The sequence below is a fragment of the Vibrio viridaestus genome (assembly GCF_003856525.1).
Lineage (GTDB): Bacteria > Pseudomonadota > Gammaproteobacteria > Enterobacterales > Vibrionaceae > Vibrio > Vibrio viridaestus.
The window spans coordinates 22,605-48,591 of sequence record NZ_RJVQ01000004.1 but is presented as its reverse complement, the minus strand read 5'-3'; the positions used below and the strand labels follow the sequence as shown (position 1 = coordinate 48,591).

The 25,987-nt window shown below is 41.8% G+C and carries 23 protein-coding genes; 11 read left to right on the top strand and 12 right to left on the bottom strand.

What is annotated here, in order from left to right:
- Positions 1–121 precede the first annotated feature (121 nt).
- Genes lptD through EES38_RS10895 form a run of 6 tightly spaced genes read left to right on the top strand, consistent with a single transcriptional unit; the run spans position 122 to position 6,810 of the window.
- Positions 122–2,449, top strand: coding sequence for an LPS assembly protein LptD (gene lptD / locus EES38_RS10920; RefSeq protein ID WP_124937247.1), 2,328 nt, complete (start codon positions 122–124; stop codon positions 2,447–2,449).
- A 33-nt stretch (positions 2,450–2,482) separates the two neighbouring features.
- Complete coding sequence (gene surA / locus EES38_RS10915) at positions 2,483–3,763, top strand: peptidylprolyl isomerase SurA (protein ID WP_124937246.1); 1,281 nt, start codon at positions 2,483–2,485, stop codon at positions 3,761–3,763.
- A complete protein-coding gene (gene pdxA, locus EES38_RS10910; protein ID WP_124937245.1) occupies positions 3,760–4,752 on the top strand; it encodes a 4-hydroxythreonine-4-phosphate dehydrogenase PdxA in 993 nt (330 codons plus the stop codon). The genes surA and pdxA overlap by 4 nt, the downstream gene beginning before the upstream one ends.
- A gap of 10 nt (positions 4,753–4,762) precedes the next feature.
- The gene (gene rsmA, locus EES38_RS10905) at positions 4,763–5,569 is read left to right on the top strand and encodes a 16S rRNA (adenine(1518)-N(6)/adenine(1519)-N(6))-dimethyltransferase RsmA (protein ID WP_124937492.1); all 807 of its coding nucleotides are present in this window, start codon (positions 4,763–4,765) and stop codon (positions 5,567–5,569) included.
- Between the two features lie 45 nt (positions 5,570–5,614).
- Positions 5,615–5,995, top strand: coding sequence for a Co2+/Mg2+ efflux facilitator ApaG/CorD (gene apaG, locus EES38_RS10900; RefSeq protein ID WP_124937244.1), 381 nt, complete (start codon positions 5,615–5,617; stop codon positions 5,993–5,995).
- An 8-nt stretch (positions 5,996–6,003) separates the two neighbouring features.
- Positions 6,004–6,810, top strand: coding sequence for a symmetrical bis(5'-nucleosyl)-tetraphosphatase (locus EES38_RS10895; RefSeq protein WP_124937243.1), 807 nt, complete (start codon positions 6,004–6,006; stop codon positions 6,808–6,810).
- A gap of 15 nt (positions 6,811–6,825) precedes the next feature.
- Here EES38_RS10895 and folA read toward each other — a convergent pair whose 3' ends face one another.
- The 6 genes from folA to rplU all read right to left on the bottom strand — a co-directional run bounded on the left by folA (position 6,826) and on the right by rplU (position 10,658).
- The gene (gene folA, locus EES38_RS10890; RefSeq protein ID WP_124937242.1) at positions 6,826–7,311 is read right to left on the bottom strand and encodes a type 3 dihydrofolate reductase; all 486 of its coding nucleotides are present in this window, start codon (positions 7,309–7,311) and stop codon (positions 6,826–6,828) included.
- Between the two features lie 21 nt (positions 7,312–7,332).
- Positions 7,333–7,806 carry a threonine/serine exporter family protein gene (locus EES38_RS10885; protein ID WP_166434249.1) on the bottom strand — a complete coding sequence of 158 codons (474 nt, stop codon included), beginning with the start codon at positions 7,804–7,806 and terminating at the stop codon, positions 7,333–7,335.
- Positions 7,803–8,570 carry a threonine/serine exporter family protein gene (locus EES38_RS10880; RefSeq protein WP_124937240.1) on the bottom strand — a complete coding sequence of 256 codons (768 nt, stop codon included), beginning with the start codon at positions 8,568–8,570 and terminating at the stop codon, positions 7,803–7,805. Before EES38_RS10880 ends, EES38_RS10885 begins: the two co-directional genes overlap by 4 nt.
- A 117-nt stretch (positions 8,571–8,687) precedes the next feature.
- Positions 8,688–9,860, bottom strand: a complete 1,173-nt coding sequence (gene cgtA / locus EES38_RS10875) for an Obg family GTPase CgtA (protein ID WP_124937239.1) — start codon at positions 9,858–9,860, stop codon at positions 8,688–8,690.
- Between the two features lie 207 nt (positions 9,861–10,067).
- On the bottom strand, positions 10,068–10,325 hold the full coding sequence (rpmA, locus tag EES38_RS10870; protein WP_124937238.1) for a 50S ribosomal protein L27: 258 nt from the start codon (positions 10,323–10,325) through the stop codon (positions 10,068–10,070).
- Positions 10,326–10,346: 21 nt separating this feature from the next.
- Positions 10,347–10,658 carry a 50S ribosomal protein L21 gene (gene rplU / locus EES38_RS10865; protein ID WP_073580811.1) on the bottom strand — a complete coding sequence of 104 codons (312 nt, stop codon included), beginning with the start codon at positions 10,656–10,658 and terminating at the stop codon, positions 10,347–10,349.
- Positions 10,659–10,930: 272 nt separating this feature from the next.
- On the opposite strand from rplU, the gene ispB reads away from it, so the two are divergent.
- A complete protein-coding gene (gene ispB, locus EES38_RS10860; protein WP_124937237.1) occupies positions 10,931–11,902 on the top strand; it encodes an octaprenyl diphosphate synthase in 972 nt (323 codons plus the stop codon).
- Positions 11,903–11,972: 70 nt separating this feature from the next.
- Here ispB and mdh read toward each other — a convergent pair whose 3' ends face one another.
- A complete protein-coding gene (gene mdh, locus EES38_RS10855; RefSeq protein WP_124937236.1) occupies positions 11,973–12,908 on the bottom strand; it encodes a malate dehydrogenase in 936 nt (311 codons plus the stop codon).
- 331 nt (positions 12,909–13,239) lie between these two features.
- Here mdh and argR point away from each other — a divergent pair, with 331 nt between their 5' ends.
- From argR to EES38_RS10835, 4 genes are all read left to right on the top strand, one after another.
- The gene (gene argR / locus EES38_RS10850; RefSeq protein WP_124937235.1) at positions 13,240–13,710 is read left to right on the top strand and encodes a transcriptional regulator ArgR; all 471 of its coding nucleotides are present in this window, start codon (positions 13,240–13,242) and stop codon (positions 13,708–13,710) included.
- A gap of 344 nt (positions 13,711–14,054) precedes the next feature.
- Entirely contained in the window at positions 14,055–15,023 is a 969-nt protein-coding gene (locus EES38_RS10845) for a TAXI family TRAP transporter solute-binding subunit (protein ID WP_124937234.1), read from the top strand.
- A 155-nt stretch (positions 15,024–15,178) separates the two neighbouring features.
- Entirely contained in the window at positions 15,179–17,740 is a 2,562-nt protein-coding gene (locus EES38_RS10840) for a TRAP transporter permease (protein ID WP_124937233.1), read from the top strand.
- Positions 17,741–17,854: 114 nt separating this feature from the next.
- Positions 17,855–18,292, top strand: a complete 438-nt coding sequence (locus EES38_RS10835) for a universal stress protein (protein WP_124937232.1) — start codon at positions 17,855–17,857, stop codon at positions 18,290–18,292.
- A 32-nt stretch (positions 18,293–18,324) separates the two neighbouring features.
- Here the strand turns inward: EES38_RS10835 and EES38_RS10830 are convergent, their stop codons facing one another.
- The 5 genes from EES38_RS10830 to EES38_RS10810 all read right to left on the bottom strand — a co-directional run bounded on the left by EES38_RS10830 (position 18,325) and on the right by EES38_RS10810 (position 25,982).
- The gene (locus EES38_RS10830; protein ID WP_124937231.1) at positions 18,325–19,134 is read right to left on the bottom strand and encodes a glycosyl hydrolase 2 galactose-binding domain-containing protein; all 810 of its coding nucleotides are present in this window, start codon (positions 19,132–19,134) and stop codon (positions 18,325–18,327) included.
- A gap of 128 nt (positions 19,135–19,262) precedes the next feature.
- Positions 19,263–19,679, bottom strand: a complete 417-nt coding sequence (gene rraB / locus EES38_RS10825; RefSeq protein WP_124937230.1) for a ribonuclease E inhibitor RraB — start codon at positions 19,677–19,679, stop codon at positions 19,263–19,265.
- 105 nt (positions 19,680–19,784) lie between these two features.
- Positions 19,785–21,230, bottom strand: a complete 1,446-nt coding sequence (gene tldD, locus EES38_RS10820; protein WP_124937229.1) for a metalloprotease TldD — start codon at positions 21,228–21,230, stop codon at positions 19,785–19,787.
- 8 nt (positions 21,231–21,238) lie between these two features.
- On the bottom strand, positions 21,239–22,057 hold the full coding sequence (locus EES38_RS10815; RefSeq protein ID WP_124937228.1) for a carbon-nitrogen hydrolase family protein: 819 nt from the start codon (positions 22,055–22,057) through the stop codon (positions 21,239–21,241).
- Positions 22,050–25,982 (bottom strand): YhdP family protein, encoded by a 3,933-nt coding sequence (locus EES38_RS10810; RefSeq protein WP_124937227.1) that lies wholly within the window; start codon positions 25,980–25,982, stop codon positions 22,050–22,052. The genes EES38_RS10815 and EES38_RS10810 overlap by 8 nt, the downstream gene beginning before the upstream one ends.
- Between the last annotated feature and the right edge of the window lie 5 nt (positions 25,983–25,987).

Here is a 25,987-nt window from a genome sequence, read left to right as displayed (position 1 = left end):
AGTAATAACGTAGTCTACTAATGCTGTAGAACGATTTTTCCTTTATTATTAGGAATATTTCACTTTTGAACTGAAGCGTATAACCTCGATTTAGTCACGATTAACAGGATAATACAACTCGATGTTACATTTCCCTCGTTCATTGCTAGCAGCCTCAATTAGTGCAGCTTTGTTCGCACCACAACTGCAAGCAAATACAATACCTGATAATAGTAAGGATCCGATCTCTTCTATAAACGAACAGTGTCGCATCGAAAATAAATCGTCTGAGAATACTAACACTGATCAGCCTATCAATGTTGAAGCGGATAAGCTAGAGGCTGTTAATGGCGATAAGGCAACTTACTCAGGTAATGTTATTGTCGTTCAGGGCAATAAGCACATATCTGCCAAGAAAGTAACACTTCATCAGAAAGAAAATGTTGTCGTTGCTGAAGGTGATGTAACGTTTAATGATGGTCAGGTTAAAGCTGTTTCAGACAAAGCCACCAACCGTTTAAATGAAGATGTGATTACCCTAGAAAATACAAAATATAAGTTTCTTTGTGAACCTGGTCGCGGTGATGCGGTATACGTGTCTAAAACAGGTAAAGCGATTTATAAAATTGAAGATGGCTCAATAACATCCTGTCCGGAAGGCGATAATTCCTGGCGTCTCAAAGCTTCAAGTATTGATATTGATAAGAATGAAGAAGAAGCAACTTTTTATAACCCGCGAATGGAAGTTATGGGGGTTCCGCTTCTTTATTTGCCAATGCTTACGGTTCCAATTGGTGATACCCGTAAAACAGGATTGCTCTACCCAACGTTTGGTTTCGGTACCAATGATGGCTTCGAAACCAATATCCCAGTTTATTGGAACCTAGCACCCAATTATGATCTGCAAACCGATATCCATTACATGGAAAAACGCGGTACCCAGCTAAACAGTAAGTTTCGTTATTTAACGGGATTAGGTAGCGGTACTATCGATTATGAATACTTACCTGATGACAAAAAGTATGAAGATAAAGGTAACCGTTGGGGGTTACAATATATCCATGATGGCATATATGATGAAAATTGGCTCCTGCATTTAAATTACGCAAAAGTCAGTGATATTGATTATTTTACGGATTTAAGCTCCGACATTGGCGATAAGCAAGATGGGCAATTAGTACAAGAAGCTCAATTATCTTACCGTACAAGTAATTGGGATGTTTCATTATTAACCCGAGATTTTCAAATTTTAACCATAGGGTCAACACAACCTTATAGATTGATGCCGCAATTAGGCTTTAATTATTACGCACCGCCAATGCTAGATAATCTAGATATTGATGTTAAGGGCAATATTTCTCGATTTGAAACTGATGATACAGATATGCCTGACGCGACACGAGTCCACGTAGAGCCTGGGGTAACAATACCTTTAGGTGCAAGTTGGGGTAACTGGACTACGGAAGCACGTCTTTTATCAACTTATTATGCTCAAGATTTAAAAAATATATCCGACAGTGGTTACAAAGAGGAAGTTACTCGAACAATTCCACTCTTTCGCTCGCACATGGGCCTAGTACTAGAAAATGATGAGCCTTATCTAAATGGGTATACACAAACACTAGAGCCTCAAATTCAATACCTTTATGTACCTAAACGTAATCAGTCAGATATTGCTCATTATGATACGACAATTCTTCAAACCGATTACTACGGTTTATTCCGTAGTCGCCAATACAGTAGTATTGACTATGTGGCCCCAGCCAACCAGATAAGTTATGGTGCAACCACTCGCTTTTATGATGACGAATATAAAGAGCGATTTAACTTGTCGTTCGGACAAATCTTTTACCTAGACAGGTCTATCAGTCCATCAAATTCTGACGATAGTAGCTCAGAATATTCAGCATGGGCTATCGAAACTGACTTCAACTTTAACGACTACCTCTTCTATCACGGAGGGGTGCAGTACGATGTTAATGCTGATCAAATGCAGTTAGCCAATAGCACTCTGGAATTAAGAGAAAACCAAAACTTCATCCAAGCAAATTATCGCTATGTATCTAAAGAATATCTGGATAACACAGTTGGCGATACACTAGATTTAGATTCGTTAACTGATGATGGTATTTCTCAAGTCGGTGCAGTAGGACAATATGCGATTAATCCAAAATGGAACGTAACGGGACACTACTATTATGATATGACCATAGATCAGTCAATCGAGTGGCAAGCTGGCGTGACTTACCTTTCAGACTGTTGGTATATAGGATTTGCCTATGCAAAAGAACTTAACGGCTGGACTAACGGTGGTTTCTCTCAATATCCAGACTCTGACCCTAAATACGAAAATAACTTTAGTATCAACTTTGGTATCGTTGGTTTTGGCACAAATATGGGTGCCGGCACAAGTACGAGCAGTAGCTCTGGCTCTCTAGGATATGGAAGACCATTCTTCCTCAACAATTAATAGAAAAAAATCACTAGCCCTATAGGAATTTAAATGAATCGTTGGAAATACGCACTGACAAGCTTCATGCTGTTACTTAGCTTTGCCGCTCAATCCAATCCGGTGGAATTAGATAAAGTGGTTGTCATCGTAAACGATGGTGCCGTACTACAAAGTGATATAACAACTGCGACAAAACTACTAAAAGCAAGCGCGGCTGAGAAAGGAAATCAGCTACCTCCTGCGAATGTGATACGAGAGCAAGTCATCGACCAATTAATCAATGATAAGCTTCAAGAGCAGGAAGCAGACAGAATTGGGGTTAAGATTGATGATACGAAATTAAATCAAGCCCTAAGCGAAATAGCTGAGCACAACAAACAGTCACTACAACAGCTAAAAACATCTATAGAGCAATCTGGTGTAAGTTACGCAGAATTTCGTGACAAAATTCGTCAAGAGCTTGCCGCAACCGAAGCTCGTAACGTTCTCGTTCGCCGCAGAATCAACATTCTACCGAATGAAGTTGAATCATTGGCGGGTCTGATGGCACAAAAAACCAGTCAGACGGTTGAATACAAGATCAGTCATATTCAACTTAAGGTAGATGACTCCAATAAAGATAAGATGAAATCAGTCGCTGATAACATCGTGAAGAAGTTAAAAAATGGCGCTGATTTCACCACGTTAGCTCTTACCTACTCTAAAGGACCCAAAGCACTCAAAGGTGGTAACTGGGGATGGATGAGAAAGGAAGAAATGCCAACGATTTTCGCTGATCACATTTCTATCCAGAAGAAAGGCGATATTATTGGCCCATTCCAAAGTGGTGTTGGCTATCACATACTTAAGATTGATGATGTGAAAGGACTAGAGAGCGTTTCAGTTACCGAGGTCGATGCGAGACATATTTTGATCAAACCATCTATCATTTTAAGCGATGAAGGTGCAGAGAAAGAGTTAAAAGAGTTCGTTCAGCGCATCAAATCTGGGAAAGCGAAATTTGGTGACTTGGCTGAACAGTATAGTCAAGATCCAGGTTCAGCATCCCATAAAGGTGATTTAGGTTATCAGACACCAGACTCTTTCGTCCCTGAATTTAAACATCAGGTTGAAACCCTACCAGTAGGCCAAATCAGCGAACCATTTAAAACTGTACATGGATGGCATATCGTTCAGGTTCTTAGTCGTAGGCAAGTTGACCGTACAGATGCAGCAATGAAAAATAAAGCGTATCGTATTATCTTCAATCGTAAGTTCAATGAAGAGTCTTCAGCGTGGTTACAAGAGCTGAGAGCAAGTGCCTATATTGAAAATTTGGATGAGGAACAATGAGTATTAAACGTATTGTAGTCACCGCTGGCGAACCCGCTGGCGTGGGCCCTGACTTGGTTTTGGCGCTATCTCAACATGACTGGGCGCACGAAGTCGTCGTAATCGCAGATAAAAATATGCTGACAACAAGAGCCAAGACGCTAGGAATTAATGTCAATTTGGTCGACTACAATGCAAACTTGACACCAAAACCTCATCGTAAAGGTTCACTACTCGTTGAACATATCGATACAGCAACAAGCGTCACGGCAGGAATTCTAGACGAGGCTAATAGCCATTATGTGCTCAAAACTCTCGAAAGAGCAGCCTCTGGATGTATGACGAATGAATTTGATGCGGTCGTGACAGGACCGGTTCATAAAGGCGTGATAAATCGAGCTGGAGTCGCATTTAGTGGCCATACTGAATTTTTTGCGGAGAAATCCAATACGCCTTTAGTGGTTATGATGTTAGCAACTGAAGGTCTTCGCGTCGCTCTAGTCACAACACATATTCCACTGGCTTACGTTTCTAAAGCGGTGACATCTGAGCGGCTAGAAAAAATAATACATATTCTCCACAACGATCTGGTTGAGAAATTTGGTCTGATGTCACCTAATATTTATGTGTGTGGTTTGAATCCTCACGCTGGTGAAGATGGCGTTTTAGGAATGGAGGAAATCGATACTATTTCCCCTACTCTTGAAAAAATGAGACATGACTTTGGGTACAACTTGAACGGCCCATTGCCCGCTGATACGATTTTTAATGATAAATATCTGCAGAAGGCTGATACAATACTCGGTATGTACCACGATCAGGTCTTACCGGTATTAAAATATAAAGGGTTTGGGAATTCAGTGAATATCACTTTAGGCCTCCCCTTTATTCGTACTTCAGTCGATCATGGTACGGCTCTGGATTTAGCAGGCACAGGAAATGTGGATACAGGAAGTTTTAAAACGGCACTACAATACGCTATTCAGTTAGTTAATTCGAAGACAAGTTAATAGAAATATGATGAAAAATGATGTCCATTTGGGACACAAAGCCAGAAAACGTTTTGGACAAAACTTCCTGAACGATCCCTATATTATCGATGGAATCGTCTCAGCCATAAACCCACTTCCTGGGCAAAATTTAGTCGAAATAGGTCCAGGCCTCGGCGCTTTAACCGAACCTGTCGGTGCCGAAGTCGATAAATTGAGTGTGATAGAGCTCGACAGAGACTTAGCCGAAAGATTACGTCAGCATCCGGAATTAAAGGATAAGCTGACCATCTATGAAGGCGATGCTATGCGTTTCGACTTTACGCAGCTAGTAAAGCCAAATAATAAATTACGTATTTTCGGTAACCTGCCGTATAACATTTCAACACCGCTCATGTTCCACCTGTTTGAATTTCACGACCAGGTCCAGGACATGCACTTTATGTTGCAAAAAGAAGTGGTTAATCGTCTGGCAGCAGGTCCTGGAACAAAAGCCTATGGCCGACTAACGGTCATGGCGCAATACTATTGTAAGGTTATTCCTGTTTTAGAAGTACCGCCAACGGCATTTGTTCCACCTCCCAAAGTGGACTCCGCGGTTGTTCGCTTGGTTCCCTACGAAAAACTGCCCTATCCTGCTTCTAGTCTAAAATGGTTGGACCGAGTCTGCCGTGAAGGTTTCAATCAGAGAAGAAAAACAATAAGAAATTGTTTTAAATCTCTTGTCAGTGCTGAGGTTCTGGAAGAGTTAGGAATTAATCCTGCACTTCGCCCTGAGAACTTAACACTCGAACAATTCGTCTCTCTAGCAAACTGGCTCGACAAGCATCACCAATAAAAAAGAGAAGCAGGCTCGTAGCCTGCTTCATTTTAAGGAGAAGTCATGGATGCCTCTACCCCCTGCATAAAGATTCAGGTTCACACTAAATACATTCCGGAACAATCCACACCCGATGAAAAGCGCTACGTATTTTCTTATACTATTACGATAAAAAATTTGAGTCGCGAGCATGTTCAACTCTTAAGTAGACGTTGGCTTATTACCGATGCAAATGGTAAACAGATTACCGTTGAAGGAGATGGTGTCGTTGGTGAACAGCCAGTAATTCAAGCTAATGATGAATACACCTACACAAGTGGAACAGCTATTGAGACTCCAGTGGGAGTAATGCAAGGGCACTACATCATGCACGATGCCTCTGATTCTGAGTTTATCGCTGAAATCGAACCTTTCAGACTCTGTATACCCAATATTTTACATTAAGGACTCTTGTGGCAAATTATATCGTAGGAGATATTCAAGGCTGTTTTGACGAACTACAGCTACTGTTGAAAAAGGCCAGTTTTGATCCAGAATTAGATACACTTTGGTTCGCTGGAGATTTAGTTGCACGAGGGCCAAAATCGTTAGAAACACTTAGATTTGCATACTCACTTGGCTCGAGAGCAAAGGTTATTTTAGGGAATCATGACTTGCATTTACTTGCCGTATCGCTCGGTATTCATCCCATAAAAACTAAAGACAAAACTCGCCCAATCTTTTCAGCCCCGGATAAAAACACATTACTTACCTGGCTAAGAAATCAACCACTTCTTGCTGAGCATGAAGAGTTCGTTTTAACGCATGCGGGCATATCGCCACTCTGGAACCTTGAGACGGCAAGGATTGAAGCAAAATCAATAGAAACGATTTTACGCAGCGACGATTGGGAATGGCTGATTGAGAAAATGTACTCTAATCAACCCTCGCTATGGGACGAAAGCTTAGATGGACTCGATCGACTCCGTTACTCGATCAATGCATTTACTCGAATGCGCTTTGTCAAACCTGACGGCTCATTTGACTTTGAATGTAAACTTCCACCTCAGGAAGTAAAATCCGACAGTCTGCTCCCCTGGTTTAAATATCCCCAACGGAAAGAGCTAGAAAAAACCATACTCTTTGGCCACTGGGCTGCATTAAATGGTGTGGAAAATGAGACGGTAGTTGGACTAGACACAGGATGCGTATGGGGCGGACATCTCACCATGCTACGATGGGAAGATCGTGTTTATTTCACTCAACCCGCATTGAAATAATCATAAAAAAGGCGCTTAAGCGCCTTTCTCTAAAATAACAAAATCCATATCATACTTATTTTTATCATCAGCATAATAATGCTCTCTATGCGTTTCTTTCCAGCTAGAATCAATAGCAGGAAAACAAGTATCCCCTTCTATATCGGCATCTATTTCCGTTATATAAAGGCGATTCGCTTTATCCAAGCATGAGCGATAAATACTACCTCCACCAATAATCATAACTTCGCTTTGGTCCTCAACCAACGCAATCGCATCACCTATAGACGAAACAACCTCGACACCGTCTATTTGCATGTTATTTTGTCTTGTTATAACAATATTTTTCCGTCCCGGAAGAGGTCGACCAATAGAGTCAAATGTTTTCCTTCCCATAATGATCGGTTTACCCATAGTACAGCGTTTAAACCATACGAAATCGGCGGGCAGATGCCAGGGCATCTCATTATCTTTACCTATGACACGATGCTTCGTCATCGCCGCAATCATACTAATGATCATTAGAAATCGTTTTCCTCTAAGTTATACAATTGGTTTTCTGCGATAGAAGAATAACCCCGGAACAGCAAGTCCTAACGCCAAACCAGCAATGATAAACATGGCTTTTAAAAAGTTTTCCATTAGTGCAGAAAATAGGTCCGGAGTAAAGCCTAAGTGGTTTATTTCTACCATGGCAATCATTGCTCGATAGGTATAAACCCCAGGAACCATAGGAATAAGCGCAGCAACCGTAAACACTTTTGGGTGAGCGAGTACTTTATGCGACCAATGAACACCAACCATACCAACAATGGTCGCGGCAAAGAAAGTAGCCCATTCAATCGGCACGCCATATTGCATAAAGAGGAACCGGGAACCGTGTCCTATTGCTCCACCTAAAGCACAGTACTTCAAAGCATGCGTAGGCACATTAAAAACAAGTGCAAAACCGACTGCAGGGATTGAGGCAAAGAACATATCGTTCGCGAGTGCCAGAATAAACTCAGAAATACTCATGACCACCCCCATACATCAGTAATAAACATGGCAGCAATAATACCTAAACAGGTCGCCAGAGTAAGAAGAGAAGCCATAATAAATCGAGCGACCCCTGTATTAATATACCCTTTGATCATATCAGCCACCGAGTTAATCAATGGGAAACCAGGGACTAACATCAAGACTGAACATGCCATGGCAAGTGTTGGTCTGTTGCCAAACTGATAAATAACGGCTTGAGCCGAAATAACAGTAGTGACAAATGCGGTAACAGCAAAATTCAGTAGTGGATTAAAATGCCTATGACCAATTTCTAATCTCACCGCCATACCGACAGACGATGCAACAAAGGTTGCAAGAAATACCAACCAATCTCCACCAGCAAGACGACTGAATGCAGCACAAGACAGACCAATCATAAACATCACAATCCAACGGTTATATCGTTCAGGACTAATGTTATTAAGTTTTTGCTGAGCATCCATTGGATCGATAATACGTTTTTCAAGCATGATACAGATACGCTGAATCTGTATGACAGCTTTCATGTTGATACCACGATCCTGACATCGTCTCGCAGTAGTAATACAATGCTCATCACATACGGTAGTAACAACTATCGAGTTCGCCATCAGAGCAACTTCGACTTCATCCATACCACTGGCAAGTCCTATTCGACGCATAATATCCGCTACTAACGTACTTTCTGCGCCATGAGCTAATAACATTTGACCTGCCTGAGCAATTAAGCGAGAAACTTTTCTCTGGTCACTCTCAGCCATGATTCCTTCCTAAACGCTGCAAATGATTAATTCTCTATCATTATATTGATTTAAAAAATGATTTAGACAAAAAAAGCCGCAAATTTTATTTGCGGCTTTTCATTATAATGATTGAGATTAATCACGCACGTAAATTACGTGCCCATCATCTTCTTCATCATCCCAATCGTCATCGTCATCCCAGTCTTCTGTGATAACGTTTTCAGCTTTCATTGCGTCGCGATGATAGTCATCCCACATAAAGTCGACTTTATCTTCTTCAGATAGCTCTTCCACTTCATCAGGAAGGGTATCCATAAAGTCTGCTAACTGGCGACAAAGCTCTTTCGTACCATTTTTATTGATAGCAGAAATCTTAAAGTACTGCTCATCCCACTCTAGAGCATCCAATACTCTCTGAATGGTCTCATTCGCGTCTTCTTCTGACAGTAGATCAACTTTATTGAATACCAACCAACGCGGTTTATTCGCAAGTTTATCGCTGTATTGCATCAACTCTTCAATAATGATCATGGCATTATCAACAGGATCAGACTGATCAACAGGAAGCAAATCAATCATATGCAAAAGAACACGGCATCTCTCAAGGTGTTTTAAGAAGCGAATTCCTAAGCCTGCACCATCTGCAGCGCCTTCAATCAATCCAGGAATATCTGCTACGACAAAGCTTTTCTCTGGTAATACACTCACAACCCCTAAACTAGGAATAAGTGTTGTAAACGGATAATCAGCCACTTTTGGTTTCGCCGCAGAAACTGCACGGATGAAAGTGGATTTACCCGCATTAGGCAAACCTAACATACCAACATCAGCCAATAGCAGCAGCTCAAGACGAAGCTCTCTCACTTCACCCTTTGTTCCCATTGTCTTTTGGCGTGGAGCACGATTCACAGACGATTTGAAACGCGTATTACCTAAACCGTGCCATCCACCTTTTGCCACCATAAGCTTTTTACCATGCTCGGCAACTTCACCTATGATTTCATTAGTATGGATATCGACTGCACGAGTACCTACAGGCACTTTTAATACCGTATCTTTACCGCGCTTACCGGTACAGTTACCACCTCGCCCATTCTCGCCTCGCTCAGCAGCATAAAAGCGCTGAAACCGATAGTCGATAAGTGTGTTCAGGTTCTCATCCGCCTCTATATAGACGTCGCCACCATCACCACCATCACCACCATCAGGGCCGCCTTTGGTAACAAATTTTTCTCGCCAAAAGCTGACAATACCATTGCCACCATCTCCAGCTTCAACTTTAATTACCGATTCATCAACGAACTTCATTTTCTACTCCGCACAAACGCGTTGCATTTTGTATTTAATTACCAATGATATCAATTTTAGCAGAACTCTATTATGGCTATGCTATTTCGATACCAAGAACAAAAAAGAAGTGATTTATCACAAGCGGTCACTACTTTTTTATTCTTCCAGATAAATAAAAAACCCCACCATACGGCAGGGCTTTTGAATTCAGTAAGTTATCGAGACTTATTCAGATTCGATACTAACGAACTTGCGGTTCTTAGGACCTTTAACTTCAAATTTAACTTTACCGTCAGATAAAGCAAATAGAGTATGGTCTTTACCGATACCTACGTTGTTGCCAGCGTGGAATTTAGTACCACGTTGACGAACGATGATGTTACCTGCTAACACAGACTCACCACCAAAACGCTTAACACCCAGACGTTTACTTTCTGAATCGCGGCCGTTACGAGTAGAACCACCAGCTTTTTTGTGTGCCATTGTTAAACTCTCCTACTAAAATTAAGCGTTGATGCCAGTGATTTTCACTTCAGTGAACCACTGACGGTGACCTTGCTGCTTACGAGAGTGTTTACGACGACGGAACTTAACGATTTTAACTTTATCGCCGCGACCGTGTTGTACCACTTCAGCTGTCACTTTACCACCTTCAACTAAAGGTGCGCCTACTTTAATGTCTTCACCGTTAGCAACAAGAAGAACTTTATCAAATTCTACAGTTGCACCAGTTTCAACGTCTAATTTCTCTAAACGAAGAGTTTGCCCTTCGCTTACACGGTGTTGTTTACCACCAGATTGGAAAACAGCGTACATATTTTACTCCGCTCTTTCCGCACAGCCGTTAGCTTCAATTTTGAGCATGTAGGGTGTGCGCTAAACTAATCATCAATAGGGCGCAGATTCTACTCGAACAACGCGTCTATGACAAGCCATATTTTGAAAAAATTGGCGAAAAGCTAATCGCCAACTAAAAGTGCCGCGATCATGCCTTTAAGTCATGTATTAATCAATATTTTTTAGTATATTATTCACCATATAGTGAGGACAGTTGGTCCTTATCAGTACTAACTTTAGCCGGATTTATAATGGATTTTAATGCTATCCAAGCGCTTACTGCCGACGACATGGCAAAAGTCAACGAAACAATTCTTGCCCAACTCAACTCAGAAGTTTCCCTTATTAACCAGCTCGGCTTCTATATAGTCAGTGGAGGTGGCAAACGCTTACGCCCTCTACTGGCCGTATTATCAGCCCGAGCTTTGGGATATGACGGAGATAAACACACTAAAGCAGCCGCTTTTATTGAATTTATTCACACAGCTACACTCTTGCATGATGACGTTGTCGACGAATCTGACCTGCGACGAGGAAAAGCAACAGCAAACGCAACATTCGGTAACGCAGCCAGTGTATTAGTGGGTGACTATATCTATACTCGCTCATTCCAAATGATGACTCAGTTGGGGTCATTACGCATTCTTGATTTGATGAGTGAATCGGTAAACGTTATCGCCGAGGGTGAAGTTCAGCAGCTAATGAACTGTAACGATCCCAATACAACCGAAGAAAGCTATATGCAGGTGATTTATTCAAAAACAGCAAGACTTTTTGAGGCAGCAACTCAAGTTGGCGCTATTTTGGCTGAAGCACCTGAAAAAATCGAATTGGCAATGCAAAATTATGGTCGTTACCTAGGTACTGCATTCCAACTGATTGATGATGTAATGGACTACACTGCTGATGGTAAAGAAATGGGCAAAAATGTCGGCGATGATCTGGCAGAAGGAAAACCAACCCTACCTCTTTTATACGCAATGCAAAAAGGCACGGAACAGCAGGCCGCTAGAATTCGTGAAGCTATAGAGAAAGCGAACGGTATGGATCATTTAGATGAGATTCTATCTATTATGGAGCAAACCGGATCTCTCGAATACACAAAAGCAAAAGCGAATGAAGAAGCAGAAAAAGCCATAAGAGAGCTAGACGTTCTTCCAGAAGGCGAATATAAAGATGCACTAGTAACACTCGCCCACCTTGCTGTGGATCGAAATAAATAGCCACAGACTGATTACCAATAAAAAAGGTGGGTTCAACAACCCACCTTTCATTTTTCAGCCAGCGAAAGAATTACTTAACGAACTCAACGCCTTTCTGAATATCCGCTTTTAAAGTATCTAACATACTATCAAGCGCATCTTGTTCGAACTTGCTTAACGCACCAATTGGTAATGTTTCCTCGATACCATTTTTACCCAGCTTAATTGGCTGTGCAAACAATGAAGCATGACCAGTATCACCATCAACATAAGCATATTCAACGATACCAGCTTCACCTTGAAGAGCTTTAACCAAAGCAAGACCGAAACGCGCTGCTGCCTGTCCCATAGACAGCGTAGCACTACCGCCACCCGCTTTTGCTTCTACTACTTCAGTACCTGCATTTTGGATACGAACTGTCAACGCAGCAACTTCTTCATCTGTAAAAGAAACGCCAGCAACCTGAGAAAGCAATGGAAGGATAGTCACACCAGAGTGTCCGCCAATGACAGGAACTTTAACTTCAGACGGTTTTTTACCTTTCAATTCAGAGATAAATGTTTCAGAGCGGATGACATCAAGTGTTGTCACACCAAACAAACGATTTTTGTCATACACGCCTGCTTTTTTCAATACTTCAGCAGCAATAGCAACCGTTGTATTCACAGGGTTAGTAATAATACCAACACATGCTTTAGGGCAAGATACTGCAATCTTCTCAGCCAAACCTTTGATAATGCCAGCATTGATATTGAATAGATCTGAACGATCCATACCAGGTTTGCGCGCCACACCAGCAGAGATTAAAACGACATCCGCTCCTTCTAAGGCTGGTGTTGGGTCTTCACCGCAATAGCCTTTAATGGAAACAGGTGTTGGGATATGGCTTAAATCCGCAGCAACCCCTGGGGTCACAGGCGCGATATCGTATAATGCCAAATCCGAACCTGCAGGCAGGTTATTTTTTAAAAGTAACGCCAGCGCCTGACCAATGCCACCAGCGGCACCAATAACAGCAACTTTCATGGTTATCTCCTTGAGAGTATTTTTAGATATTTGTCGTAGGGTAATTTGATTCAACTAAATTATCGGAATCATATGTTGATTACAATGACATCACTCAAGCTTTGAGACGAATCTCATAGACAACTATAAGAATAGTCAAGGCTCTACCATTAATACAACTTTAAATTTCATTTTTCCATATTTAACAATACCTTATCATCAATAAATAAAATGTACAGAACTTAAATCACCTAATCACCCTACAAATACTTTTTCCTCAAATAATGGCAATATCTGCATAACTATGCGAAAATATGCAATTAATGCGTACAACTAATAACCTGGCACCTTTATGAGAAATATTGATAAGCAAGATAGTTTAGTCCGGGCTTTTAAAGCTCTATTAAAAGAAGAACGATTTGGCTCACAAAGCGATATTGTTGACGCTTTAAAAAGTGAAGGTTTTGATAACATCAACCAGTCCAAAGTTTCTCGGATGCTCACGAAATTTGGTGCCGTTAGAACTCGTAATGCAAAAATGGAAATGGTTTATTGTCTTCCAGCAGAACTTGGCGTACCGACGGTCTCTAGCTCTCTACGCGAGTTAGTATTGGATATAGACTACAACAATGCATTGGTCGTTATTCATACAGGTCCTGGTGCAGCTCAGCTTATCGCTCGATTATTAGATTCATTGGGTAAATCGGAAGGTATTCTTGGTGTTGTTGCGGGAGATGATACTATTTTCATCACTCCGACATTAGAAGTACCAACAAAACAACTTTTCGATTCTGTATGTGAACTGTTTGAATATGCAGGCTAAACATTTTGACGTTTAGCTTGATTTACCAGACAATCAATCACGAACAGATTTTATTCTACTGTTCGTGATTTATATCACATATTTAACTCACTCACTCCACCTTGTCCAAAACCCTTAACCCATTGATTAAGAATATAATTCCAATAATTACTGGGATTTTATTATTTTCTCACTTTTAGATAATTCAGCTACAATTTAAAACTAACTTGCAATTATCTCCGTTTTTTCTGGTATGATGCCGCCGCTTTCGCCGAAATTAGCGTAAGCTGCCGTTTCTACAAGAGGAATCTTTTTAGGTCTCATACAAACCTGAAGATTATGACAAGCATAAGGAAGGGAAATATATGGCACTTAGTAAAATATTAACAGTTAGTGCATTCGCTGCGACACTTTGTGGTGCTGGTGCGGTTAACGCTCAAGAATTTATTACTATTGGTACAGGTTCAGTTACTGGGGTCTATTACCCTACAGGTGGCGCGATTTGTAAATTAGTCAATAAAGAACGCAAAACTCATGATATTCGCTGTTCGGTTGAGTCTACTGGTGGTTCAATCTACAACGTAAATACTATCCGCTCAGGCGAGTTGGACTTTGGTATTGTTCAGTCAGACTGGCAATATCACGGATACAACGGCACTAGTGCCTTTGCTGAGCAAGGACCATATAAAAAGCTTCGTGCAGTATTCTCTCTTCACACCGAACCCTTTAATGTTATTGCACGCACTGACTCTGGTATCAATAGCGTAAAAGATCTTGCTGGAAAGCGTGTCAATATTGGTAACCCGGGTTCTGGCGACAGAGCGACTATGCAAGTTGTAATGGACGCTATGGGATGGAATCTTGATACCTTTAAATTAGCTTCAGAGCTAAAAGGGTCAGAACGTTCTCAAGCATTGTGTGATAACAAAATCGATGCGTTCATCTATATGGTTGGCCATCCAAACGGTTCAATCAAAGAAGCAACAACGTCTTGCGATGCTAAACTTGTACCAGTAACCGGTCCAGAAATCGATAAAATCGTTGGCGATAATCCTTATTACACTTACACCAATGTTCCAGCTGGAATGTATCGCGGCACAGATCAAGACGTTAAAAGTTTTGGTGTAGCAGCAACACTAGTAACCAGCTCTGATGTATCAGATGATGTTGTCTATAACGTAACCAAAGCTGTCTTTGAAAACTTTGATACGTTCAAACGACTTCATCCAGCATTTGCTAACCTGAAAAAAGAAGACATGGTTAAAGCTGGTCTTTCCATTCCTCTTCATCCAGGCGCAATCAAATACTATAAAGAAGTTGGTTTAATAAAATAATTCCCCACAACCAATTTTATAACCATTTATAAGGGGGCTAAAGCCTCCTTATTTACTTTAGGCTAGGTTGTCAATTCAGACGAATAGCCTTTGGATTTTCTACTCAGAAAATTTTTCTTTTATATTTAATAGACCATTTACATGAGGAAACGTACATGACGCAGGACAATACTCCCGCTCAAGACGTGCAGGATATGGTGGCCCAGTCTGATACAGGAGCACGCAACCCAAATGGCTTTGCAGGCCGCCTGTTATGGGTTGTACCAGTCTGTTGGTCACTATTTCAATTGTGGTACGCCTCCCCGTTACCATTTATTTTCGATTTTGGGGTATTAAATGATACCGAAGCACGATCAATACATCTGGCTTTCGCTATTTTTCTAGCGTTTACCGCTTATCCAGCATTCAAAAACTCTTCTCGTGATCGTATTCCAGTATTCGACTGGATACTCGCGTTACTCGGTAGTTTTTCTGCTGCGTATATATACATTTTTTATGCTGAATTAGCAGAGCGCTCAGGCGCGCCAACGACACTGGATGTGGTTGTTGCTGTAATGGGTATGATTTTACTTCTTGAAGCTACTCGCAGAGCACTTGGTCCACCATTGATGATCGTTGCTGCAGTGTTTCTTCTCTATACCTTTGGCGGTCCTTATATGCCTGATGTAATAGCACATAAGGGAGCGAGCTTGAATAAAGCCATGTCACACCTATGGCTCACAACCGAAGGTGTTTTTGGTGTTGCGCTAGGGGTATCAACGTCTTTCGTATTCTTGTTTGTGTTATTTGGTGCCATGCTGGAAAGGGCTGGAGCAGGTGCTTACTTTATTAAAGTCGCATTTTCTCTTCTCGGTCACATGAGAGGTGGTCCCGCTAAGGCCGCTGTTGTCGCCTCTGGTCTTTCCGGTCTGGTATCTGGCTCATCTATTGCCAACGTTGTAACAACCGGAACCTTTACGATTCCTTTAATGAAGCGTGTTGGTTTTCCCGGAACCAAAGCAGGCGCTGTTGAAGTTGCCGCGTCAACGAATGGACAGCTAACTCCCCCCATCATGGGTGCCGCAGCATTCCTTATGGTTGAATATGTTGGGATTTCTTATGTTGAGGTCATAAAAGCAGCCATACTTCCTGCTTTAATATCGTACATCGCCTTACTCTATATTGTTCACTTAGAAGCATGTAAAGCGGGTATGACTGGTCTTCCAAGAAGAAAAACGACAACGCTTATTCATAGCTTGCTGTCTTTCACTGGAACCATACTTGGGCTCTGTGTATTGAGTGCTGCAGTTTACTATGGTGTGGGTTGGACAAAAGATGTCTTTGGATCTGCAGCAACCCCAATTGTTACAATCGCACTATTAGTTGTGTACGTTCTCTTAGTAAAGATTTCATCAAACTACAAAGAACACGCAGGTATGGATGAGTCAATCGAAGAAGTACCAGAACCGGGTCCAACGGTAAAATCAGGAGTCCATTACCTGTTACCTATCCTAGTTCTTGTTTGGTGTCTAACGGTAGAACGATTCTCTCCGGGGCTTTCCGCGTTTTGGGCTACTGTCTTTATGATGTTCATTCTGATCACACAAAGACCATTAATGGCTCTATTTAATAAAAGCCAAGATGCCACTGAACAGTTTAAACTAGGCGTAATCGACCTAGCTGAAAGCTGGGCTTCTGGCGCACGAAATATGATTGGTATCGGTGTTGCCACAGCAGCTGCGGGGACAGTAGTTGGTGTCGTAACGCTTACCGGTGTTGGTCTTGTGATGACTGATTTCGTTGAGTTTATCTCTGGTGGTAGTGTCATTATGATGTTGATATTTACCGCAGTCATTAGTCTCGTGTTGGGAATGGGACTCCCTACCACCGCAAACTATATTGTCGTTTCAACACTTATGGCACCGGTAATTGTTACACTAGGCGCTCAGCATGGACTCATCATTCCGCTCATCGCTGTCCACCTATTTGTATTCTACTTTGGGATCCTAGCCGACGATACGCCACCAGTAGGTCTTGCCGCTTTTGCGGCGGCAGCAATTGCAAAGTCAGATCCAATTCGAACTGGTATTCAAGGCTTTACCTATGATATTCGAACGGCGATCTTGCCTTTCATGTTCGTCTTCAATACCCAATTGTTACTAATGGGTATCGATACCTGGTGGCACCTTGGCCTCACTATTTTCTCAGCTATCGTTGCCATGCTGCTGTTCTCTGCAGCAACTCAAGGGTGGTGGTTTGTTAAGAATAAATGGTGGGAGACAGTCCTATTACTGGTACTGACCTTTACTTTCTTCCGCCCTGGGTTCTGGTGGGATATGGTTTATCCTGAGCATGATCTCTACCCAGGTACAGAGATTTCTCAACAAGTTGAGAACCTGAAAAAAGGTGAATCCATCAATCTGGTTGTTTCAGGGGAAACATTAGATGGCGATTCTGTCACGAAAACGGTTCAACTACCTTTTGATGACAGAGCAAAAACAGCAGAACAACGAATCCAATCGATGGGGCTGATGTTAAGGCAAGATGACAATAAGATGATCATAGACATGGTTGAATTTGGTAGTCCGGCAGAAAATGCAGGTATCGACTTTGACTGGCAAATTGATTCCATTATCGTCGAAACAAACCGCCCTATGAAAGAATGGGTCTTTTTGCCTGCGTTATTGTTAACCTTGCTAATGGCTTGGAATCAACGTCGTAGACAAAAAACCAAATAATAAAGTGCGGAGCATGTATACCTGATTGAGTTCAGGTATACCTTTATTTGAAGTGGGCTTTTATAGCCCATAACTTAACAACGAGACTTCCAAACTCCTGATTGAGGTTACGGCATGTATAAACATATTCTGGTACCAGTAGATTTAAATGAACAAGGCTTTGCCGATAAAGCCGTCCAAATTGCAGTGTGGCACGCCAAACATTCAAATGCGGAATTACATCTACTTAATGTTCTCCCGGGCATTCACATGTCCATGGTATCAACCTACTTTCCCAAAGACGCCGCGGCGAAAATGAAGCAAGATGTAAAAGTACAGCTCAAGGAATTTGCTGAAAAGAATATTGATGAGGACATCATCTACAAAACTTATGTGGCTGAAGGAAAACCTTACTCAACAATTTTAGATTATGCTGAGAAACTAGGAGCGGATCTGATTATCATGCCAAGCCACAAGCGCTCTAAGATTGATAAAGTGATGTTAGGTTCAGTTGCCACCAAAGTGGTACAAAACTCCCCAATTAATGTTATGGTAATTAAACCTCAAGTTTAATAAACCAGCAAAAAGGCGCATTGGGCGCCTTTTTATATAGGGAAATGACTGACTCGGTTTTCAATCGATAGTGGTAACAATATTTGATGAGTTAGTCCATCGAGTTCGATGTCCAATTCATAGGTACAATCAGCACAATCATTACAGCCATCACAAGTAACTGGGGCATCAATTTGAAACAACGCACTGGATTCGCGCTTCATCATATCAAGAGGAACCGAATAGGTTCTGCCATCAAATTTAACTCTCGCAGAAATAAGACCGGCCTTGAGTAAATCAAAATGCAATTTCACTAAAAGCTCACATCCACCACCATAGTGCCAAACCTGCTCAGTCGAAATGTGTGTCAATCTCACATGCTTCAAACATTGTAGATAAGGCTCCTTCCATATCCCCATTCGTTTATCGTAAGGTTGATAAGATAAATCTCCCAACAAACAGGCGTCATCTGAATCCGAGTCATCGTCAATGAGTAACTCATCTTCATCATTATTTAGAAATAAAACTTCGAAACGGTTACGTCCAAGATTCAACAGAGAAGAGATATCTTTTCGATATACCGACTGGTTCTGATCACAATCGAATAGAGCAAATCCGTTCAGACGAACCTCAGCATAATAATCAACCCCTTCAATGATGAGATCGATTGCGGGGTAAGACAAAAAAGCTTCATCAACCTCAATATCATGCATGAGATGCCATTCTTGTTCTGAAATAGCATCTTCAGACAAATTATCAGGAAGACACTGACTTAAAGGTCCAGGAAAAGATAGGTCGTTCTGAGGAATCGTAAGATCAGTTAAAGGTGAAAGCTGCCAAAGGCCAGCTAACGAAAACATCATTATAAATTTGCTCTAGATCAATTTTCACTCATTATAACAATCAACTAGTCGGAGTACAGCTCATAAAAAAATCCTCTCATAACATTTTCATATATGAGAGGATTTTAAGACTGAAATAACAAATCTAATTATAAATCGTCGTCGTCTTCATCGTCAGGATACAGCGCATCTTCGCCTTCATAGTAGGTACCCCAACCATCATAAATAATGTCATGCTTTTCAGCTAAGTTAACCAGTTTCTCTACTTGAGCATCAATTTGCTCGGCATTAAGTGCTGATTGCATGATTGCATCACAACACAGTAGAGGTTTGCCATCTTCATCTTCTACTTCTTCAGCATCTTGAACATCAAAGCCCATTTTAAATGCTTCAATAACCGCTTTTTCTAACGTAGCAAAATCTTCAGCAAAAAGATGGTGCTCTATCTCATACAGCACATCAGGGTCACTACCATCTTCGAGCAGTGCCTGAATAATATCTCGTGTTTCTTCTTTTTGAATCTCGATCAATTCTTCGACCGATAGATAATCATCTTCATGAGACATAGCGTACTCCAGAATTTCTTTTTGCCTGAACAATTAAAGGTGCGCCACTATGTCATGCTTAACTGAAAAATTCCACTTAAACAGAACATCAGTGGCGAATTATCTTTATTCCGTGCCACCGACTGTTAAAGCATCCAGTTTAAGCGTTGGTTGCCCTACTCCAACGGGTACACTTTGCCCTGCTTTTCCGCAAACACCAACGCCACGGTCTATCGCAAGATCATTCCCGACCATAGACACTTGCTGCATTGCTTCAATACCAGACCCGATAAGTGTTGCGCCTTTGATTGGTTGCGTAATTTTACCATTTTCAATCAAGTAGGCCTCAGAAGCTGAAAAGACAAACTTGCCCGACGTAATATCAACCTGGCCCCCGCCAAAGTTTGGTGCATATACACCCTTCTTAACCGTCGAAATAATCTCTTCCGGAGTATGTTCTCCTGGCAACATATAGGTGTTGGTCATTCTTGGCATAGGCAAATGCGCATAAGATTCACGACGACCATTACCCGTTGGGTTCACGCCCATGAGACGAGCATTGAGCTTATCTTGAATATAGCCTTTAAGGACGCCTTTCTCTATTAATACGTTGTACTGCCCTTTGACTCCCTCATCATCAATATTGAGTGAACCACGTAAATCCTGCAGTGTTCCATCATCAACAATAGTACAAAGATCAGACGTTACTTTTTGGCCAACTTTACCAGAGAAAACAGAAGATCCTTTGCGGTTAAAATCACCTTCTAAACCATGACCTACGGCTTCATGTAATAAGACACCAGGCCAACCAGAACCGAGCACAACAGGCATTGTTCCTGCAGGAGCAGCAATAGCATCCAGATTCACCAAAGCTTGGCGAATGGCTTCATCAGCGTAATGATGAGCAATACTCTTTCCATCATTTTGAGTAAGGAAAAAGTCATAACCGAATCGGCCACCACCGCCAGAACTGCCGCGTTCACGTCTATCTCCACGTTGTGCTAACACACTAATAGATAAACGGACCAGTGGACGGATATCTCCAGCGTAAGTCCCATCGATTGCTGCAACCAAAATCTGTTCGTGTACGCCAGAAAGGCTGATACTCACCTCTTTAACCAAAGGCTCTTTCGTACGAATATAGACATCAAGCTCTTTGAGTAAGTCCGCTTTTTTCTGCTTTTCCCAACTTTCTAGTGGATTTACCCAAGAGTAATGGTCCTTTTGCGCACTTCTCACAGGCGTTTTTACTGTAGCGTTACCACCTTTATGAGCAATGCCTCTCGCCGCCTTGGCACTTTGTTGTAATGCAGCGAGATCGAGTTGATCTGAATAGGCGAAACCTGTTTTTTCACCAGATACGGCTCTTACACCAACACCTTTATCGATATTAAAGGAGCCATCTTTAATAATACTGTCTTCAAGTACAATAGACTCATGCCAGCTGGACTGAAAATAAATATCGGCATAATCGATCTGACGAGACGTCATCGCCACTAATGTATCTTGTACATCTTGAGAAGTCAGTCCGGTAGGAGCTAAAAGTGCTTGTTCTATAGGGTCTATGATCATAAGTCGCTCTATATTTTATTTACGGTGCCAAATCTCGTATGCCTTACCACTGGCATAGCAGTTCTGACCTTCTCTAAACTTGTTTTATCTATTTCCACCATCATAACGTCAGGATTGTCTGCCATACAAGAGACAATCTCACCCCATGGGTTTACAACCATTGAATGTCCCCACGTTTCTCGGTTTCGGCTATGAGTACCTGTCTGAGCGATCCCAATAACAAAACATTGGGTTTCTATCGCTCTTGCTCTTAAAAGCACTTCCCAGTGTGCTTTTCCTGTTACCGCAGTAAACGCTGCGGGTACAATAATAATTTCAGCCCCCATATTTCTTAATTCAGAATAGAGGTGAGGGAAGCGTAAATCATAGCAAATGGACAATCCTACTACACCAAAGGGAGTGATGAGCACTACGGGTCTCTCGCCAGCAGAAAAAGTATCTGATTCGCGGTAAGCACCCTGGCTATCTGACACATCAGCATCAAACATGTGCAATTTATCGTAAGAGCAGACTACCTCTCCACTATCATTAAAGACCACACAGGTAGAGTACATATTTTCATTACGGATCGTCGGCATACTACCGATGAATAACCAAACTTGATTCATCTTAGCGATTGACGCTAGCTGTGCCTGAATAGGTCCATTTCCAAGTTTTTCAGCATGGGCTAAATAGTCGTCGCGATTAGAGAACATAAGTGCATTTTCAGGTGTAACAACCCAGTTTGCGCCCTTACTGGCAAGTAATTCTGTCTGTGTTCGTATAGTCTGCAGATTTTCTTCAACAGATTCTGTCGAGTTCATCTGAATAATGCCAACTTTAGTCATTCTGCACTCCTTGCTGCTGGTCTTCTTCGAGTAGCGAGCCTGGCAATTTATATTCCCCTTTAGTACGCGATATTTCTTTTACCTCGGGTGAATCGATAGGACCTTTGACCTGATAATTGACTTCCGTAAAGACTTCTACAACGGGCGAAATGACGGTTGTAATGGCGAGCACATATAGCGCTGTCGGAGGAGAAACAGCAAAAGCACTCAGGACCGGAAGCCCAGAAGTGACATCTGGGACAAACTTCACTTCAGCGTCAATGACCCGTTGATTCAGATCGACCAAGCCTTTTAAGTCCATATCGCCAGCAACGGTATCCATTGATAAATTGTTGGTAACAAAAACTCCTTTCGATATTTCACCATCACCTTTAATCGAGTCGAACGCCAAACCATCATCAAAAATATCACTAAAGTCTAGCTTCATCTTGCGAATAATCGAATCTAGACTGAAGAGCCCCAGCAACTTAGCGGCTCCATTGACATCGGAAACACTACCTTGACCAAATTCAGCGCTAACTTTGCCCGCTAAGCTAGTTACTCGCATTGCCCATGGAGAACCTTGCCAATCTAACACACTAGTGATGGTAAACGGAGCCTTCTGAATACCGGATGAAATACCAAAGCGCTCCAGTATCTCACTATTATTTTCACCTTTGAATACCATATCTAAGTGAGTCGAACTATCATCTTCTGTCAGGCGCCACGAGCCATTAGCGTGTATTTCATTTTTCCCACTGACTATATCGATATTTTTCCAGCGCAGTTGATTATCTTCACGTTGTAGGTTGGTTTTTAACCTGCCAACTTTATACCCTTGTAACCAAAAATCATCAACGACCAAGGTAATATTAGGGACGAGTCGATAAAAGTCCTTGTCGAACTCGGTCACTAGCTGTTTTTTATTCAACTTGCTGACAATGATTGGCTGGTGACTATCATTTGACTCATCTAATGCCGGCAAATATAGATGCAGTTGTTTGAGCGCAACGGATAAATCATACGGTGCAATATAGGAAGCCGATCCCGTCGCCTCCTGACTATGTAAATCAAAGTTCCAAGCTTGAGATTTTTTCTTCACCTTCAGCACAACATCGTGCCAATCTAACGTTGCTACTTTCAGCTCTTTAACGTTGAGATTGACCGACTCAGGTGAGGGAATATCGATCATTGGCGACTTACCCGATTTGCCTGTGGTTGAACGGACTTTAGAATCATCCATTGTCTGAAAATAGGGAATCCAATTGTCTAAATCAAAGTGATCCAAACGAACAGCAGCATAGTGGCCCGAAAACGGTATAACTTTAAAACTGCCTTTTCCAAGAACAAGGTTGCTTGATTTTATGATTGGCTGTTTACGAGATATATCAATTAGTGCTTGGTACTTTGCATTCGATACCTGTGCACGTGCATTAACAGATTCTCCATTACCCGAAACCTGAACTTTAAGAGTGTCAGTACGTCCTTTACTTTTATTAAGTGGGTACGGGTATTCGCTTAAGATATTTTTGAGTTGTGAATTCAATGTCGCTTGATAGTTAAATCCAACACCCGTTAATTGTAGATCAACTCCTAGTTGCCATGGAGCACGACCCGATAAAGGATCTATCCACTTTTTATCTAGATAGTTCTGCAGTGGTTTAACCTGCCAATCACCAATGGAGTCAATTCGAACAGCATATCCTTTTCGGCGACTCTCTCCATTAAAATCCAGTGATATATTTTGCTTGAGTAATTTTGCATGAATTCCAGCAGCACTCAGGACATCATTATCGAAGTTGATCCGTCCGGTTACATTGCTGAGATCCATTGATAGTGATGGCATAGAGACCATATTGTTATTTAAATCAGCCCATCCCCATGCCCTAGGCTGCTCATCAGCTGTGAGTGGAATGGATAATTGAAATTCTGACTTCACATCCCCTTTCACTCTGAGAGTCGTCAATGCGGCACCGACACTATCGACCAACGGCGTAGCCATCATGTATTGACGAACATCAGGCCCTTTACCTACGACGCTAGCTGAAATATCTAATTTGCCTGTCGGCCCCATATGAGCTATTTGACCACGAACTCTCTTTGCCTGAACCTTCATGAGTTTTGCTTGCTCAGAATCAAAGTGAAGAGAATCATTTGCAAACAGAAGATTGATATCAAGATCAGTTAAAGCAGGCCATTGGTGATCATAACTAAATCGAGCTTTCTTTAACGGTACCCATGCTTGAAAGACGCCATCATGACTGTGATATGGGAACGCATTTATAGCTCCGTACCATACTAGTTTAGCTGTTTGGACTTCTCCAGCCTGAATCGCACTGGTCAAGTAATCAGTCAAGGGTGAACCTAAAGCTCTCGTAGGTAGATAGCGCCAACTTTCCCCACCGTTCATCAAGTTCACTTCAGTATAAAATGATAAGAAAGGACTCTTACCCTCAGGAAAATCGAGCTTGAATGCGCCTATAGCTTGTAAATCTGGCGTTGTAACACCAACTTTGTCGGACCAAATTGACCACCCCGCATCCGTCTTTTGCCAAACTAGTTTAGTGTGCCCTTTCGTTATCCTTAATGGCGCCTGAAATACGTCACCATAAGGTAAAATATCATCCTGTAGATCTGCGTGGATAATTGCCTTATCTTGAGAGCCATAAATTGTAGCGCTCAAATTATGAACCTCAGGCAACAAAGACCACTGGTCAGTAGACCCTTTTTTTAAATGCACCGAATACTCAAAGTCGCTATCTGATGTATATCGCATACGAATATCAGACAATATTCCCCCGGGATTCAATGAAACTAACCAGTTATCTGCGTCTTGATTGATTTCAGGAATCAGTTCACCAAACGCTAAGATATCAGCGACAGAGATTTGATTGATATTAAGGCTTATTCCATTCTCTTTTTGCCAATCGAGATTGAGAGCGAGCTCTGGCCATGGGTGATTATCGGTTTGCGCTTTAAATTGATGACCAGAGACCCTTAATCCCTGCTCAGTCGGGATCAGCTTGAGCAGCCCACTCAAAAACTCCACTTTGTGCTGCTGCGATTTTCCCCACTGTAAATACGACGGCTGTAATGCAATTAGACCTCGGATAGGCTTACTCTTTTTGAGGGTTACCCAGCTGTCGAAGCTAACCTCACCTTTGTTTATTCCAACTTGTTTTTTTAGGTAGTGAGTTAACCATGGACCAACTGCAACATTTTTTGCATTCACATAAAATTGACCATCGACATCACGAAATGAACCGTTATCAGAAAAATTGGCACGTACGTCTAGAAAGTTAAGACCAGTCCCCTTAATACTAACCAGTCCCGAAGCCGTATGCTGGCGCCCGTCATTTTTCCAATTAAGGTTATTAATCAACAATGTCTTGGTATCGCCGACAAACGACCGATAACGAATGGTAGAATCAGAAACGATAAAACGATCCAGTTGGCGTAAGAACACATTGTCTAAAACTCGTATAATCTCGCGACTACCTCCTGCCATTTCTTGTGTAGATGACAAGACATTCTCCTCAGTTTCCTGAGAAAGAGAAGACAGCAGATCGACAGAACTTATATCCAGATCGAGCTTATTGACATCAAGTTCCGAAACAACAAACTGCCTTTGGAGAATCGAGCGAAAAACGTTGAGTTCTAAATCAACTCGCTTCGCTTCAAAAGAAATGGATTCACCATTGGGAAGAGATACTTTGAGATCATGAAACGAAATATACGGATGTGTATTTCGCCAATAACCAGAAAGATCGGAAACTGAAATATCAAGCTGGGTCTGTTGACTTACCCACTGAGTAATTTCTTTGTGAAAATAGTTTAGGTGAGGCAGTGCTATCCGTAAGGAGGTAATTAGGATTGCCGATAATACAAGTAGGGCCAATAGGCCCCACTTAATAAACTTAACTATACGAGATACGAGCAGCTGCACATTTT

What these genes read in the sequence shown, in the direction of transcription:
- lptD (WP_124937247.1), top strand. Translation starts at nt 122, where the DNA reads ATGTTACATTTCCCTCGTTCATTGCTAGCAGCCTCAATTAGTGCAGCT.
- surA (WP_124937246.1), top strand. Translation starts at nt 2,483, where the DNA reads ATGAATCGTTGGAAATACGCACTGACAAGCTTCATGCTGTTACTTAGC.
- pdxA (WP_124937245.1), top strand. Translation starts at nt 3,760, where the DNA reads ATGAGTATTAAACGTATTGTAGTCACCGCTGGCGAACCCGCTGGCGTG.
- rsmA (WP_124937492.1), top strand. Translation starts at nt 4,763, where the DNA reads ATGAAAAATGATGTCCATTTGGGACACAAAGCCAGAAAACGTTTTGGA.
- apaG (WP_124937244.1), top strand. Translation starts at nt 5,615, where the DNA reads ATGGATGCCTCTACCCCCTGCATAAAGATTCAGGTTCACACTAAATAC.
- folA (WP_124937242.1), bottom strand. Translation starts at nt 7,311, where the DNA reads ATGATCATTAGTATGATTGCGGCGATGACGAAGCATCGTGTCATAGGT.
- EES38_RS10885 (WP_166434249.1), bottom strand. Translation starts at nt 7,806, where the DNA reads ATGAGTATTTCTGAGTTTATTCTGGCACTCGCGAACGATATGTTCTTT.
- EES38_RS10880 (WP_124937240.1), bottom strand. Translation starts at nt 8,570, where the DNA reads ATGGCTGAGAGTGACCAGAGAAAAGTTTCTCGCTTAATTGCTCAGGCA.
- cgtA (WP_124937239.1), bottom strand. Translation starts at nt 9,860, where the DNA reads ATGAAGTTCGTTGATGAATCGGTAATTAAAGTTGAAGCTGGAGATGGT.
- rpmA (WP_124937238.1), bottom strand. Translation starts at nt 10,325, where the DNA reads ATGGCACACAAAAAAGCTGGTGGTTCTACTCGTAACGGCCGCGATTCA.
- rplU (WP_073580811.1), bottom strand. Translation starts at nt 10,658, where the DNA reads ATGTACGCTGTTTTCCAATCTGGTGGTAAACAACACCGTGTAAGCGAA.
- ispB (WP_124937237.1), top strand. Translation starts at nt 10,931, where the DNA reads ATGGATTTTAATGCTATCCAAGCGCTTACTGCCGACGACATGGCAAAA.
- mdh (WP_124937236.1), bottom strand. Translation starts at nt 12,908, where the DNA reads ATGAAAGTTGCTGTTATTGGTGCCGCTGGTGGCATTGGTCAGGCGCTG.
- argR (WP_124937235.1), top strand. Translation starts at nt 13,240, where the DNA reads ATGAGAAATATTGATAAGCAAGATAGTTTAGTCCGGGCTTTTAAAGCT.
- EES38_RS10845 (WP_124937234.1), top strand. Translation starts at nt 14,055, where the DNA reads ATGGCACTTAGTAAAATATTAACAGTTAGTGCATTCGCTGCGACACTT.
- EES38_RS10840 (WP_124937233.1), top strand. Translation starts at nt 15,179, where the DNA reads ATGACGCAGGACAATACTCCCGCTCAAGACGTGCAGGATATGGTGGCC.
- EES38_RS10835 (WP_124937232.1), top strand. Translation starts at nt 17,855, where the DNA reads ATGTATAAACATATTCTGGTACCAGTAGATTTAAATGAACAAGGCTTT.
- EES38_RS10830 (WP_124937231.1), bottom strand. Translation starts at nt 19,134, where the DNA reads ATGATGTTTTCGTTAGCTGGCCTTTGGCAGCTTTCACCTTTAACTGAT.
- rraB (WP_124937230.1), bottom strand. Translation starts at nt 19,679, where the DNA reads ATGTCTCATGAAGATGATTATCTATCGGTCGAAGAATTGATCGAGATT.
- tldD (WP_124937229.1), bottom strand. Translation starts at nt 21,230, where the DNA reads ATGATCATAGACCCTATAGAACAAGCACTTTTAGCTCCTACCGGACTG.
- EES38_RS10815 (WP_124937228.1), bottom strand. Translation starts at nt 22,057, where the DNA reads ATGACTAAAGTTGGCATTATTCAGATGAACTCGACAGAATCTGTTGAA.